The sequence below is a fragment of the Bradyrhizobium sp. USDA 4473 genome, assembly GCF_054063335.1.
In genome coordinates, this window is the sequence record NZ_JBSSGE010000001.1 from 6,859,945 (window position 1) to 6,873,159 (window position 13,215).

A 13,215-nucleotide genomic window follows, 5' to 3' on the forward strand; every position below is an offset into this window, starting at 1 on the left:
GGTGATGTCATGTCCGACCTCGCGCTCTCCTCCCCGGCCGCTGCGCCGCGCGCAGCGGCCGTCACAGCTGATCCCAACCGGGCCAGCATGGCCGTCTGGATCTCCATCGTCGCCGCGATGATCGGCGCCTTCATGGCGATCCTCAACATCCAGATCACCAACGCTTCGCTGCTCAACATCGAGGGTGGTATCGGAACCGGCGTCGACAACGGCTCCTGGATCTCGACGTCCTATCTGATCGGCGAGATCGTGGTGATCCCGCTGACCGACTATCTCAGCCGGGTGTTCTCGTTCCGCAAGATCATCATCGGCTTCGCCACCCTGTTCGCAGCGTTCTCCGTCGCCTGTGCCTTCACCCATGACCTGCCGTCGATGATCGCGATGCGCGGCCTGCAGGGCTTCTTCGGCGGCGTACTGATCCCGATGGCGTTCACGCTGGTCTTCACCAAGCTGCCGAAGGTGCAACAGCCGGTCGGGCTTGCGATGTTCGCGCTTGCCGTGACCTTTGCGCCGGCGATCGGTCCGACCATCGGCGGCTATCTCACCGAGAATTACGGCTGGCAGACCATCTTCTTCGTCAACGTGGTCCCGACCGCGGTCATGGTCATCACCCTTTATTTCACGTTGGAACGGCAGCCGATGCAGCTGCAGTTGCTGCGCGAGGGCGACTGGCTCGGCATTATCACCATGGCGATCGGCCTCTCGTCATTGCAGGCCGTGCTCGAGGAAGGCAACAAGGACGACTGGTTCGGCTCGCCCTTCATCGTCAAGCTCGCGGTCATCGCAGCCGTCAGCCTCACTCTGTTCGTCTGGATCGAGCTCGTCGTGGAGAAGCCGCTGATCCGGCTGCGCCTGTTGACCCAGCGCAGCTTCGGCTTCGGCACCATCTCGGCGGTGTTCGTCGGCTTCGCGCTGTTCGGCTCCGTCTATCTGCTGCCGGCCTATCTCGGCCAGGTGCAGCGCTACAATGCCGAGCAGATCGGCCAGGTGCTGGCCTGGACCGGCTTGCCGCAGCTGATCCTGATCCCGCTGGTGCCGAAGCTGATGCAGCGCTTCGATGCCCGCTACATCGCCTTCACCGGCATGATCCTGTTTGCGGTCTCGTCGTTCATGAACATCCAGATGTCGCTGGATTATTCCGGCGATCAGTTCTTCGTCCCGAACATCGTCCGCGCGGTCGGCCAGGCGATCATGCTGGCGCCGCTGTCGGCCGTGAGCCTGGGCAGCGTCGCACCGCAGGATGCGCCCGCGGCCTCCGGCATCTCGAACATGATGCGCAACCTCGGCGGCGCGATCGGCACCGCCCTGCTCTCGACCATCGTCACCAAGCGCGAGCAGTTCCACTCCAACATCATCGGCCAGTCGGTCGACCTCGGCCGCGAGGAAGTGCGCACCCGGATCGCCGAGGTCACCAACTACTTCCTGAGCCACGGCATCTCCGATCCGGCGACCGCGCACAACCAGGCGATCGTGGCGCTCGGCAATATCGTCAAGCGGCAGGCGCTCGTGCTGGGCTTCAGCGACACCTTCGCCGTGATCGGCATCGTGCTGGTGTTCGCCGCGATCGCGATCCTGTTGACCGGAAAGCCGAAGAATGTGGCCGGCGGCGCCGGCGCACATTGACCCATTTTGCTTTCGTCGGGGCGACGGCCAGCGGCCGTCGCCTTCAGCTTGCCTCGCGCAGCCTGAAGCGCTGGATCTTTCCGGTCTGGGTCTTCGGCAGCGTCTCGACGAAAGCGATCGCGCGGGGATATTTGTAAGGCGCGATCGTCGCCTTGACGTGATCCTGCAACAGCTTGACCTCGGCATCGTCGTTGCGCGCGCCCTGCTTCAGCACGATGAACGCCGAGACGATCTGCCCGCGCTCCTCGTCGGGCGCGCCGACCACGGCGCATTCGGCGACATCGGGATGTCCGAGCAGCGCCGCCTCGACCTCGGGACCGGCAATGTTGTAGCCCGCCGAGATGATCATGTCGTCGGCGCGCGCCACGAAGGACAGCCGGCCGTTCTCGTCGCTGACAAAGGCATCGCCGGTGATATTCCAGCCGTCGCGGACATATTTGGTCTGCCGGGAGTCCGCGAGATAGCGGCAGCCGGTCGGGCCGCGAACCGCGAGCTTGCCGACCTGCCCCGGCGGCAGCTCGTTCATGTCCTCGTCGACGATCTTCGCCTGGTAGCCGGCAACAGGTGTGCCGGTGGTGCCGCCGACAGCGCTGCCCACGCGGTTGGTGATGAAGATATGCAGCAGCTCGGTGCTGCCGATGCCGTCGAGGATCGGCTTGCCGGTCTTCCTGGTCCAGCTCTCGAACACCGGTGCCGGCAGCGTCTCGCCGGCCGAGACCGCGAGCCGCAGCGACGACAGATCGGCTCCCTTGTCCATCGCGGCCATCATCGCCCGATAGGCGGTCGGCGCGGTGAAGCAGATGGTCGCCTTGTAGGTCTCGATGATCCGGATCATCTCGCTCGGTGCCGCGTTCTCCAGCAGCGTTGCCGTGGCGCCGAAGCGCAGCGGAAAGATCGCAAGCCCGCCGAGGCCGAAGGTGAAGGCCAGCGGTGGCGAGCCGACGAACACATCGTCCGGCGTCACCTTCAGCACTTCCCGCGCATAGCCGTCCGCGACGATCAGGAGATCGCGGTGGAAATGCATGGTCGCCTTGGGTTCGCCCGTGGTGCCCGACGTGAAGCCGAGCAGCGCGACGTCGTCGCGGCCGGTCTTCACCGCATCGAACTTGACCGGCTTGTTCAGCGCGATCCGGTCGAGCTCGGCGTCGTGGTTCTGCGTGCCGTCGAAATTGACCACCTGCTTGAGGAATTTGCTGGTCTTGGCGCAGGCCACCAACTCGTCCGCGATCCGGCTGTCGGTCAGCGCCAGCGCAATCTCGGCCTTGTCGACGATCTTGGCGAGTTCGCCCGCGCGCAGCATCGGCATGGTGTTGACGACGACGGCGCCGGCCTTGGTCGCCGCGAGCCAGGCCGCAACCAGCGCCGGATTGTTGCCGGAGCGGATCAGCACGCGATTGCCGGGCTTGACCCCGTAATTCTCCACCAGCGCATGCGCGAGGCGGTTCGACCAGTCGGTCAGTTCCTTGTAGGTGCGCTGACGGCCATTGCCGATCAGCGCGATGCGATCGCCCATCCCCTGCTCGACGATGCGGTCGGTCAGCTCCACAGCGGCGTTGAGATAGTCGGGATAGTTGAACTCCGGCCGGTCGAGCAGCAGCTGCGGCCATTGCTCCGATGGCGGCAGGTTGCGCCGCGCGAAATCGTCGACATGCCCGGATGGGCCGAGCCCGGGAAATTCACCTGACATTCGATTGCCCCTCGCTTTCCATCCAGAAAGGCCAAAGACCAACATCGTATCGAGGACGCCCGGCAGCGTTCCAAGCGCCAATCATTTTATACTTAAAATAATTCGGCGCAAGGGTGGAGAATAGCTGCGATCCCCTGGAATCTCAGATTTGTGTAAGCTGCTTCAGTCGCGCCACCATCTCCGACTCCGGGTCGGCGAGCGGCGCGATCGCGGTGAAATGATTGGCGTCGGGCACAATGCCGAACCGCGTCGTCACGCCTGCTCCGCCCCAGGCATCGACGATGGTCCGGCTCTGGCGGTGATATTCTGCGCTCTCGGCGCCGCCGACCACGGCATCGAGCGTCGCGCCGGGAGGAGCTTTCCAGAGCAGCGGGCTCACCGCCCTTGCTGCGTCGCGGTCAAGGCCGAGCGCCTTATTGATGGAGGTGCCGACCAGCGGCTCGAGCTCGAACAGGCCGGAGATCGCGTAAGCAGCCCTGACCAGATCGTTCGGCAGCGTCGCATCATAGGCCGGCCAATCGGTCGCCAGCATGCATGCGGCAAGATGTCCGCCGGCGGAGTGCCCCGACACGACCAGCGGCCGGCGGAGTTTTGCAAGTTCACGGCACGCCGCGCGCATCTCGCCGATGATGTCGGCGACCGAGACATTGGGGCAAAGATCGTAGCTCGGCACCGCGACGCCGATGCCGTGGCCGTTGAGGCCGCGCGCGCAGTGGCTCGACGACGAGCCGTCGAGCGCCTGCCAGTAGCCGCCATGGATGAAGACCACGAGCGGCCCGTCGCCATTGTCCTCGAACAGATCGATGACGTTGCGGCTGCCCGGGCCATAGCTCAGCCGCCGCGGCGGATGCTGCTCGCGATAGGCCGCGGAGTCCCTCGCCCAGCCGGCCATCAGCGCCGGGTTTTCCGGCACCCGGGCCCGGTTGTTGTATTCGACCTCGTAATCGATCCCGCTCACGGCTTAAGCAGTCCTTGCCTTGGCGGAGCGCTGGGCCGAGCCCTTGGCCTTGGCGAGCAGCCGCATCAATTCGCGGATGTCCTTCGGCGACAAGTCGCCGAAAATATCGGCGATCCATTTCTCGTGCTCGGCCGCCATCTTGCGGAATTCGGCCCGTCCAAGCTTTGTGAGCCGGATGAATTGCACGCGGCGATCGGTCTCCGAGGTGCGGCGGTCGAGATGGCCTGACTCAACCAGACGCTCGACCAGCCCGGTGACGTTGCCGTTGGAGACCATCATCCGCTTCGAGAGGTCCGACAGCGTCATGCCGTCGGACACCTTGTCGAGCTGCGCCATCAGGTCGAAGCGCGGCAGCGTGACGTCGAACTTCTCGCGCAACTGGCTGCGCACCTCGCCTTCAATCAGCGTGGTGCAGGTCAAGAGCCGCAGCCACAGCCTGAGCTCGGTGCCGTGATCGTCTGGCAGTTCGACGGCTTTGGTTTCGGAATCGAGGATCATGCGGCGATCGTGCCTCCGCGGCGGGTTCCGGCCGGACCGGTTGTTTTGAGCTTCAAGCAATTCGCGACGCGCCGCAAGGACAATTGCGAATCTTGCCTGAACTCCCGGCGCGATCCCGCAATTTCTTTAAACTTCAAGCAATTGGCGCGGCGCTTGCATGTTGCGCTACTGGTAACCTGACGCAATGTCACATCGCTTGCGGCGGTCGCGCGCGTCAGACTAAGCTGAGGCCAAATAAAGCGGGCCGAGGCATCGGGCCGGCGGTTTGGGGGAGAAACATGAAACATCTGACGAAGCTCGTGGGATTGGCGGCGCTGCTCGGTATTGCGGCGACCCCGGCATCCGCACAGGAGAAGATCAAGATCGGCGTGCTGGTCACGACCTCCGGCCCTGCCGCGGCTCTCGGCCAGCAGGTTCGTGACGGCTTTGCCCTCGCCGTGAAAGATCTCGGCGGCAAGATGGCCGGCCGCGAGGTCGAGATCGTCAACGCCGATGACGAGCTGAAGCCCGACGCTGCCGTGGTCAAGGTGCGCGGCCTGCTCGAGCGCGACAAGGTCGATTTCGTGGTCGGCCCGATCTTCTCCAACATCCTGCTCGCGATCCATCGCCCGGTCACCGACAGCAAGACCTTCCTGATCAGCCCGAATGCCGGCCCCTCCAGCTACGCCGGCAAGGAGTGCAATCCGTTCTTCTATGTGACGTCTTATCAGAACGACCAGGTGCACGAGATCCTCGGCAAGGTGGCGCAGGACCGCGGCTACAAGCGCGTCTACCTGCTGGTGCCGAATTATCAGGCCGGCCGCGACTCGGTCGCCGGCTTCAAGCTCGACTACAAGGGCGAAATCACGGAGGAATCCTACACGCCGCTGAATACGCTGGATTTCCAGCCGGAGCTGTCCAAGATCGCCGCCCAGAAGCCGGACGCGCTGTTCACCTTCATGCCGGGCGGCATGGGCGTGAACCTCGTCAAGCAGTACAAGCAGGCCGGCGCCACCGTGCCGGTGCTGTCCGCCTTCACCGTCGACGAATCTACCCTGCCCGCGCAGCAGGACGCCGCGGTCGGCATGTTCGGCGGCGCCAACTGGGCGCCCAACCTCGATAATCCGCAGAGCAAGAAATTCGTCGCGGCCTATGAGGCGGCCTATAACGGCGTACCCGGCACCTATGCCATGCAGGCCTATGACGCGGCGCTGTTGATCGACAGCGCGGTCAAGGCCGTGAAGGGCGACCTCTCCAACAAGGACGCGGTCGCCGCCGCACTGCAGAAGGCCGACTTCACCTCGCTGCGCGGTAACTTCAAGTTCAACAACAACGGCTATCCGATCCAGGATTTTCTACCTCACCAAGGTCGCCAAGCGGCCGGACGGCAAATTCCAGACCGAGATCGTCGAAAAGGTGTTTTCGAACTACGGCGACCGTTACGCCAAGGACTGCGCCGCCAAGTAAATCACAGGAGAAACGACAGCCATGAAAGACGAGATCGCCGGCATCACCCGCGCCAATGAGGGCATGCAGGGTATTTCCTGGAGCATCCTCGGCCAGACCTACGTGCCGAAGAGCCGCACCGAGCATTCCTTCTCCTGGCACGCCACTTTCCCGCCGGGCACCTTCGTGCCGCCGCATATCCATCCCGACCAGGACGAGTATCTCTACATCCTCGAGGGCAAGCTCGACTTCATGCTCGACGGCGCCGATGAATCCGCCACGCCTGGCGATCTGGTGCGGCTGCCGATGGGCAAGCCGCACGGCATCTTCAACAAGTCGGCGCAGCCGGCCAAGACGCTGTTCTGGGTGTCGCCGACGCGGAGGCTCTACGACCTGTTCTGGGCGATCCACAACATGAAGGAGCAGAACCCGGACGACGTGGTGCGGCTCGCCGCCGAGCACAACATCCACTTCCTGCCGCCGCCTCCGGCGTAACGAAGGCGCCGGCCTCACTCCGTCATCCTGAGGAGCGCGAAGCGGCGTCTCGAAGGATGCACGGCCCGCCGGTGGCCGTCGACCCTTCGAGACGCGCTTCGCGCTCCTCAGGGTGACGGGTCAATCTTCGTCATTGCGAGCGCAGCGAAGCAATCCATCGCGCGGCACACGCGGAAGCATGGATTGCTTCGTCGCTACCGCTCCTCGCAATGACGGCGGTGAAAGCTTCACATCCTCTCAGGGTGATGGATCGGACGTTGCCGCTCACCACGAGGGGTGGCAGCTCCTGCTCCGAGGCTGCTCTCGTTCCGGCGTCCCTACTGCCGAGCCACCACGCGCGCGGCAAAGCCAGCTCCTCTCCGTCATCCTGAGGAGCCGCGAAGCGGCGTCTCGAAGGATGCACGGCCCCGCCGGTGGCCGTCGACCCTTCGAGATGCGCTTCGCGCTCATCAGGGTGACGGGTTGGACATTGCCTCCTCACTACGAAGAGTAGCAGTCGCTGCTCCGAGGCTGCTCGTTCCGGCGTCCCTACTGCCGCGCCACCACGCGCGCGGCGAAGCCGGCCTTAGCGGCGTAGCCGCGCACGATCGCCTCGCGCGCTTCGTAATTGAGGATGGTGTCGACATCGGTGAAGCCCTGCGGCGCGAGCTGCTCGACGGCGTCGATCACGCCCTCCGGCCCGCCGCGTCGATTGGAGGCGACGATGTCGGCGGTCATCGGCAGCCGCTGCCGCTCATAGGCCGCCAGCGCCTGGCGCGGATGCTCCGATCGCGCCAGCATGTCGGCAAGGCAGCGCGCATCGAGAATGGCCTGCGAGGCGCCGTTCGAGCCCACCGGATACATCGGATGCGCGGCATCGCCAAGCAGCGTGACCCGGCCGCTCGACCAATAGGGCAAGGGATCGCGGTCGCAGCACGGATACTCCCAGAACTCCGGCGTTGCGTTGATCAGGCCGGCGAAGTCGACCTGCGGAATCGTGAAACCGGTGACATAGGGCATCATCTCGTCGCGCCGGCCGAGATTGGACCAGCCTTCGCGGCGCGGCGGCGGCGAGGTGCCGTCACCGATCCGCACCAGCACCGCCCAGTTGGTGAGACGGCTCGCCGGGCTCGAACCCGGTGCGATCGGATAGATCACGGCCTTGGCGTTCAGCCCGCCGGCGATGATCATCGAACGTCCGGTCAGGAACGCCGGCCAGTCGGTGGCGCCGCGCCACAGCATCAGCCCGTTCCAGCACGGCCCGCCCTCGTCCGGAAACAGCGTTTGCCGCACCTTGGAATGGATGCCGTCGGCGCCGATCAGGATATCGCCGCGCGCCGTGTGCACATGCGCCCCGCTGCGATCGAAGAAATACGCCGAGACGCCGCCCTCGTCCTGCGTGAAGGAGCCGAGCCGACAGCCGGTGCGGATCGCGTCGGTGCCGAGCCGCTCGATCACCGCTTGATGGATCACGCCTTGCAGGCGGCCACGATGGATCGAAAATTGCGGCACCTCGTGGCCGGCATCGAGGCCGCGCTTCTCGTGCCAGACCTGCTGGCCATGCCGCGTCAGATAGAACAGCTCAAAGGTGCGGATCGCGACCTCGTCGAGCTTGTCGAGCAGACCGAGTCCTGCCAGCTCGCGGATCGCATGCGGCAGCGTGTTGATGCCGACGCCGAGTTCGCGGATCGTCTCCGACTGCTCGTACAGCTCGCAAGCAATGCCGCGCGAGCGCAGCATCAACGCAGTGGTGAGGCCTCCGATTCCGCCTCCGACGATAATCGCCTTCATCGTCCCTTACTCCACTCACAACAGGACGTTTTACGCTTGGCCTAGGGTCGCATGGCCCGTTGCCCGGCCGCAAGCGGGTTTGTGGCCTTGCCCCTCGGTTGAGCCGTGTCGGTTCGCCTTAGGATTAACATCGGCTCAGCGGATTCCTTTCTTTCCCCGTCACCCTGAGGAGCCGCGCTTGCGCGGCGTCTCGAAGGGTCGACGGCCACCAGCCGGGCCGTGCATCCTTCGAGACGCGCGTTCCGCGCTCCTCAGGATGACGGGTTTGGCAATCGCGGCGCTCTCATCAATCCGGCACCACCGCAATTGCCTGGATTTCCACCTTGGCGCGGTCCTCGATCAGGCCGGCAACCTGGATCGCGGTCATCGCCGGAAAGCGCCGGCCGATCACGTCGCGATAGACCGTGCCGATCTCCTTCAGCCGCGCGGAATATTCCTTGCGGTCGAGCAGAAACCAGGTCATCGACACGATGTGCTCCGGCCCGGCGCCGCCGGCGGCGGCAACCGCGACGATGTTGCGCAGGGTCTGGCCGATCTGCGCCACGAGATCGTCGGTCTCGAACACGCATTGTCCGTTCCAGCCGATCTGGCCGGCGATAAAGATCTGTTTGCCGCGCGCGGCCATGCCGTTGGCGTAGCCGATCGGCTTCGACCACCCTTCCGGTTGCAGGATCTCGATCATCTCAATTGCCCTCGAAGGCGGGTTTCCGCTTGGCGGCGAAGGCCTCGAAGGCGCGGCGGAAATCGCCGGTCACCATGCAGATCGCCTGCGCCTGCGCTTCGGACTCGATCATCTCGTCGACGCCCATCGCCCATTCCTGGTTGAACATCGTTTTCGTCACGCCATGCGCGAACCACGGCCCGTCCGCAAGCGAGCGCGCCAATTCCTGCGCGGCGGCGGCAAGCTCCGCCGGCGGCACCAGGCGGTTGTGGAAGCCCCACGCAAAACCTTCGTCGGCGCTCATCGCGCGGCCCGTATAGAGCAGATCGGCGGCATGGCCCTGCCCGATCACCCGCGGCAACAATCCGCAGGCGCCCATGTCTGCGCCGGCAAGGCCGACGCGGGTGAACAGGAAGGCGGTCTTGGCCTGGGGCGTCGCCAGCCGCAGGTCGGATGCCAGCGCCAGCATTGCGCCCGCGCCGGCGCAGATGCCGTCGATCGCGGCGACGATGATCTGCGGACATTTGCGCATCGCGCGCACCACCTCGCCGGTCATCCGGGTGAAGGCGAGCAGGTCCGGCATCGCCATCCGTGTCAACGGCTCGATGATCTCGAACACGTCGCCGCCGGAGCAGAAATTGCCCTCGGCGCCGGTCAGCACGATGGCGCGGACATCGGAGGCATATTTGAGGTTGGTGAAGAGGTCGCGCAGCTCCTCGTAGGACTCGAAGGTCAGCGGGTTCTTCTTGTCCGGCCGGTTCAGCGTGATGGTCGCAACGCGACCGCTCGCGTCCGTCGACCAGCGGAAGTGCTTTGCGGGATAATCCCTGAACGGACGGAGCTTTGCTTTCATCTCGGACATGATGGCTTCCTTCACCCGGTAAAGACTTCGCCGCCGGCAACCGCGACGGCTTGTCCGTTGATTGACGATGCGCCCTCGGAGGCAAGCCAGAGGATGCTGTCGGCGACCTCTTCCGGCGTCACCAGCCGCTGCATCGGATTGACTTTGGCGAGCGCGGCGCGGGCTTCCTGTTCACTGCGCCCGGTCTTGGCGACGATATTGGCGGCGGCGTCCGCCACCAGCGGCGTGTCGGTGTAACCTGGGCAGACCGCATTCACGGTGACGCCGCGCCGGGCATATTCCAGCGCCAGCGAGCGCGTCAGCCCGATGACGCCGTGCTTGGCGGCGACATAGGCCGAGACATAGGCATAGCCGGTGAGACCCGCGGTCGAGGCCACGTTGATCACCCGGCCGCGGCCGCGCTGCGCCATTCCGGGCAGCACGGCCTGCGTCACCAGGAACACGCTGGAGAGATTGCTCGCCAGCATGTCGGCCCACAGCGCCGCGCTGGTCTTGTCGAACGGCGCGCTGCCGGCCTTGCCGGCATTGTTGACGAGGATATCGATCGGGCCGGCCTGGGCCTCGATCTGCGCGACACCTTTGGCCACAGCAGATTCATCCGTCACGTCGAGCGAAACGGCGGCACCGGCCTGCTGGCCGAGCGATGCGGCCGTCGCCTTCAGTGCATCGATCCGGCGTCCGGCGATGCTGACGCGCACGCCGGCTTTTGCCAGCGCGATCGCCGTCGCGGCGCCGATGCCGGAACCGGCACCGGTGACCAGCGCATGGGCGTTGGGCCAGAACCGTGTCATGCCTTGCCTCCCGCTGCGGCGCGTTCGAGATTGGCCTCGTATTGCGCCTTGCCCGACAGATATTGTTTCGGCCAGGCGACTTGCTTGACGCCGATCTTGGCGGCCTCATGCAGCGTCCAGGCCGGATCGGCGAGATGCGGCCGGGCGATGGCGCAGAGATCGGCGCGGCCGGCGGCGATGATCGAGTTGGCGTGGTCCGCCTCCGAGATCGCGCCGACCGCGATGGTGGCGATGCCGACCTCGTTGCGGATCTTGTCGGCGAACGGCGTCTGATAGAGCCGGCCATAGACCGGATGGTCGTCGGCCCAGACCTGCCCCGAGGAGCAATCGATCAGGTCGGCGCCGGCTGCCTTGAACAGCTTTGCGAAAGCCAGCGCATCCTCGGGCGTGTTGCCGCCCTCGGCCCAGTCGTGACAGGACAGGCGCACCGACATCGGCTTGTCCTCAGGCCACACCGCACGGACGGCGCGGAACACTTCCAGCGGATAACGCGCCCGGTTCTCGATCGATCCGCCATAGTCGTCGCTGCGGCGGTTGGTCAGCGGCGACAGGAAACTCGACAGCAGATAGCCGTGGGCGCAGTGCAGCTCCAGAATGTCGAAACCCGCACTCGCGGCGCGCATCGCCGCCGCGACGAACTGCTCGCGCACCTCGTCCATCTCGGCGCGGCTCATTGGCTCCGGGATCTGGCCGTCGGGCAGATATGGCACTGACGAGGCCGACACCAGCGGCCAGTTGTGGTCGGGCAAGGGCTCGTCCATGCCCTCCCAGGCGACGCGGGTCGAGCCCTTGCGGCCGGCGTGGCCGAGCTGGATGCCGATCTTCGCATTTGAATTACGATGCACGAAGTCGACGATGCGCTTGTAGGCGGCCGCCTGCTCCTCGTTCCACAGGCCGCAGCAGCCGGGTGTGATCCGGGCCTCCGGCGAGACGCAGGTCATTTCGGTGAACAACAGGCCGGCGCCGCCGAGCGCGCGGGAGCCGAAATGCACCAGATGGAAATCGTTCGGAACGCCCTCCTCGGCCGAATACATCGCCATCGGCGAGACGATGATCCGGTTGTGCAGCGACAGGCCGCGGATGTGGAACGGCGTCAGCATCGGCGGCGTGACGCGGTCGTTGGTGGCGGGCACGCCATTGCGCTCCGCGAACCAGCGCTCGTAGCCTTCGAGCCAGGTCTTGTCGCGCAGCCTTAGGTTCTCGTGGCTGATGCGCTGCGAGCGGGTCAGCAGCGAATACATGAACTGCTCGGGCTCCAGCGTGTCGGCATAGCGCGAGCCGACCACCTCGAACCACTCCATGGCGTTGCGTGCGGCATTCTGGATCCGCGCCACGTCGACCCGGCGCAGCTCCTCGTAAGCCTTCAGCACGCCGGGAATACTGTCCTTGGTCGCGCCGTGGATCTTGAACTGGTTGGTGAGCTCGATCGCATCCTCCAGCGCCAGCTTGGTGCCCGAGCCGATCGCGAAATGCGCGGTGTGGGCGGCATCGCCCATCAGCACGACATGGCTATTGCCGTTGAACGTGGTCCACTTGCCGCAGATCAGCCGCGGGAATGACAGCCAGGCCGAGCCGCGCAGATGCCGCGCGTTGGAGACCAGATGATGCCCCTCGAGGACTTCACTGAACACGTTCTCGCAGAACGCGATGGAATCGCCCTGCTCCATCCTGTCGAGGCCGTGGGCGAGATACGCCTCCTCGGTGGTCTCGACGATGAAGGTCGCCGCGCCCTCCTCGAACTTGTAGATATGCGCCTGGAACCAGCCGTGCTCGGTCTTGCGGAAGTCGAAGGTGAAGGCGTCGAAGGGCCGGTTGGTGCCGAGCCAAATGTAGCGGTTCGGCCGCATCAGCATATCGGGCTGGAACCCCTCGACGTACTTGGCGCGGATCTTCGAGTTGACGCCGTCGCACGCCACGATCAGGTCCGCATCAGGGAATTCGAGATCGGAATTCACCTCGCGCTCGAAGATCAGTTCGACCCCGAGCTCCTCGGCCCGCGCTTGCAGGATGTTGAGCAGCCGCTTGCGGCCGATGCCCACGAAGCCGTGTCCGGTGGTGCGCATGCGGCGGCCCTTGATCAGGACCTCGATGTCGTCCCAATGGTTGAAGGCCTGCTCGATCGTGTCTGATGTGACCGGATCCCATTTGCGCATGTTGTCCATGGTCGCATCCGAGAACACCACGCCGAAGCCGAACGTGTCGTAGGGCCGGTTGCGCTCGACCACGGAAATCACGTGGGTGGGGTCCAGCATCTTCATCAGGATGCCGAAATAAAGCCCGGCCGGCCCGCCTCCAATGCACACGATCCGCATGGCGTTCTCCCGTTGGCTTCGGCGGCCGGGCAGGCATCCTCCCTTCGGCCGATACGGCATATTATTTTATACTTAAAATAATTGTCAAGGGCGGGATGGGCCGCGCCCCCAGCTGTCGTCCCTGCCTAGTGCG

Annotated in this window: 10 protein-coding genes and 1 pseudogene; 3 read left to right on the forward strand and 8 right to left on the reverse strand. The window is 65.1% G+C overall.

The window, feature by feature from the left end; translation table 11 throughout:
* Positions 1-9: 9 nt before the first annotated feature.
* Entirely contained in the window at positions 10-1,623 is a 1,614-nt protein-coding gene (locus ACVW17_RS32420) for a DHA2 family efflux MFS transporter permease subunit (protein WP_456755663.1), read from the forward strand.
* A gap of 43 nt (positions 1,624-1,666) precedes the next feature.
* Here the strand turns inward: ACVW17_RS32420 and ACVW17_RS32425 are convergent, their stop codons facing one another.
* From ACVW17_RS32425 to ACVW17_RS32435, 3 genes are all read right to left on the reverse strand, one after another.
* Positions 1,667-3,310 (reverse strand): benzoate-CoA ligase family protein, encoded by a 1,644-nt coding sequence (locus ACVW17_RS32425; protein WP_456755664.1) that lies wholly within the window; start codon positions 3,308-3,310, stop codon positions 1,667-1,669.
* A 142-nt stretch (positions 3,311-3,452) separates the two neighbouring features.
* Positions 3,453-4,268 (reverse strand): alpha/beta hydrolase, encoded by an 816-nt coding sequence (locus ACVW17_RS32430; protein ID WP_456755665.1) that lies wholly within the window; start codon positions 4,266-4,268, stop codon positions 3,453-3,455.
* 3 nt (positions 4,269-4,271) lie between these two features.
* On the reverse strand, positions 4,272-4,766 hold the full coding sequence (locus tag ACVW17_RS32435; protein ID WP_029080721.1) for a MarR family winged helix-turn-helix transcriptional regulator: 495 nt from the start codon (positions 4,764-4,766) through the stop codon (positions 4,272-4,274).
* Between the two features lie 278 nt (positions 4,767-5,044).
* Here ACVW17_RS32435 and ACVW17_RS32440 point away from each other — a divergent pair.
* Together ACVW17_RS32440 and ACVW17_RS32445 are read left to right on the forward strand one after the other, a co-directional pair.
* Positions 5,045-6,212 (forward strand): annotated as a pseudogene (locus tag ACVW17_RS32440) (ABC transporter substrate-binding protein).
* Positions 6,213-6,233: 21 nt separating this feature from the next.
* Complete coding sequence (locus ACVW17_RS32445; RefSeq protein ID WP_456755667.1) at positions 6,234-6,686, forward strand: cupin domain-containing protein; 453 nt, start codon at positions 6,234-6,236, stop codon at positions 6,684-6,686.
* A gap of 528 nt (positions 6,687-7,214) precedes the next feature.
* Here ACVW17_RS32445 and ACVW17_RS32450 read toward each other — a convergent pair.
* The 5 genes from ACVW17_RS32450 to ACVW17_RS32470 form a co-directional block, all read right to left on the reverse strand.
* Positions 7,215-8,456, reverse strand: a complete 1,242-nt coding sequence (locus tag ACVW17_RS32450; RefSeq protein WP_456755668.1) for a flavin-dependent oxidoreductase — start codon at positions 8,454-8,456, stop codon at positions 7,215-7,217.
* A 286-nt stretch (positions 8,457-8,742) separates the two neighbouring features.
* On the reverse strand, positions 8,743-9,138 hold the full coding sequence (locus ACVW17_RS32455; protein WP_456755669.1) for a RidA family protein: 396 nt from the start codon (positions 9,136-9,138) through the stop codon (positions 8,743-8,745).
* 1 nt (position 9,139) lies between these two features.
* Positions 9,140-9,979 carry an enoyl-CoA hydratase family protein gene (locus tag ACVW17_RS32460; protein ID WP_456755670.1) on the reverse strand — a complete coding sequence of 280 codons (840 nt, stop codon included), beginning with the start codon at positions 9,977-9,979 and terminating at the stop codon, positions 9,140-9,142.
* Between the two features lie 11 nt (positions 9,980-9,990).
* Positions 9,991-10,770, reverse strand: a complete 780-nt coding sequence (locus ACVW17_RS32465; RefSeq protein ID WP_456755671.1) for an SDR family NAD(P)-dependent oxidoreductase — start codon at positions 10,768-10,770, stop codon at positions 9,991-9,993.
* The gene (locus ACVW17_RS32470) at positions 10,767-13,082 is read right to left on the reverse strand and encodes a bifunctional salicylyl-CoA 5-hydroxylase/oxidoreductase (RefSeq protein WP_456755672.1); all 2,316 of its coding nucleotides are present in this window, start codon (positions 13,080-13,082) and stop codon (positions 10,767-10,769) included. Before ACVW17_RS32470 ends, ACVW17_RS32465 begins: the two co-directional genes overlap by 4 nt.
* Between the last annotated feature and the right edge of the window lie 133 nt (positions 13,083-13,215).

Coding starts and splice junctions, on each gene's coding strand:
- ACVW17_RS32435 (WP_029080721.1), bottom strand. CDS start 4,766: ATGATCCTCGATTCCGAAACCAAAGCCGTCGAACTGCCAGACGATCAC.
- ACVW17_RS32445 (WP_456755667.1), top strand. CDS start 6,234: ATGAAAGACGAGATCGCCGGCATCACCCGCGCCAATGAGGGCATGCAG.
- ACVW17_RS32460 (WP_456755670.1), bottom strand. CDS start 9,979: ATGTCCGAGATGAAAGCAAAGCTCCGTCCGTTCAGGGATTATCCCGCA.
- ACVW17_RS32465 (WP_456755671.1), bottom strand. CDS start 10,770: ATGACACGGTTCTGGCCCAACGCCCATGCGCTGGTCACCGGTGCCGGT.
- ACVW17_RS32470 (WP_456755672.1), bottom strand. CDS start 13,082: ATGCGGATCGTGTGCATTGGAGGCGGGCCGGCCGGGCTTTATTTCGGC.
- ACVW17_RS32425 (WP_456755664.1), bottom strand. CDS start 3,310: ATGTCAGGTGAATTTCCCGGGCTCGGCCCATCCGGGCATGTCGACGAT.
- ACVW17_RS32420 (WP_456755663.1), top strand. CDS start 10: ATGTCCGACCTCGCGCTCTCCTCCCCGGCCGCTGCGCCGCGCGCAGCG.
- ACVW17_RS32450 (WP_456755668.1), bottom strand. CDS start 8,456: ATGAAGGCGATTATCGTCGGAGGCGGAATCGGAGGCCTCACCACTGCG.
- ACVW17_RS32455 (WP_456755669.1), bottom strand. CDS start 9,138: ATGATCGAGATCCTGCAACCGGAAGGGTGGTCGAAGCCGATCGGCTAC.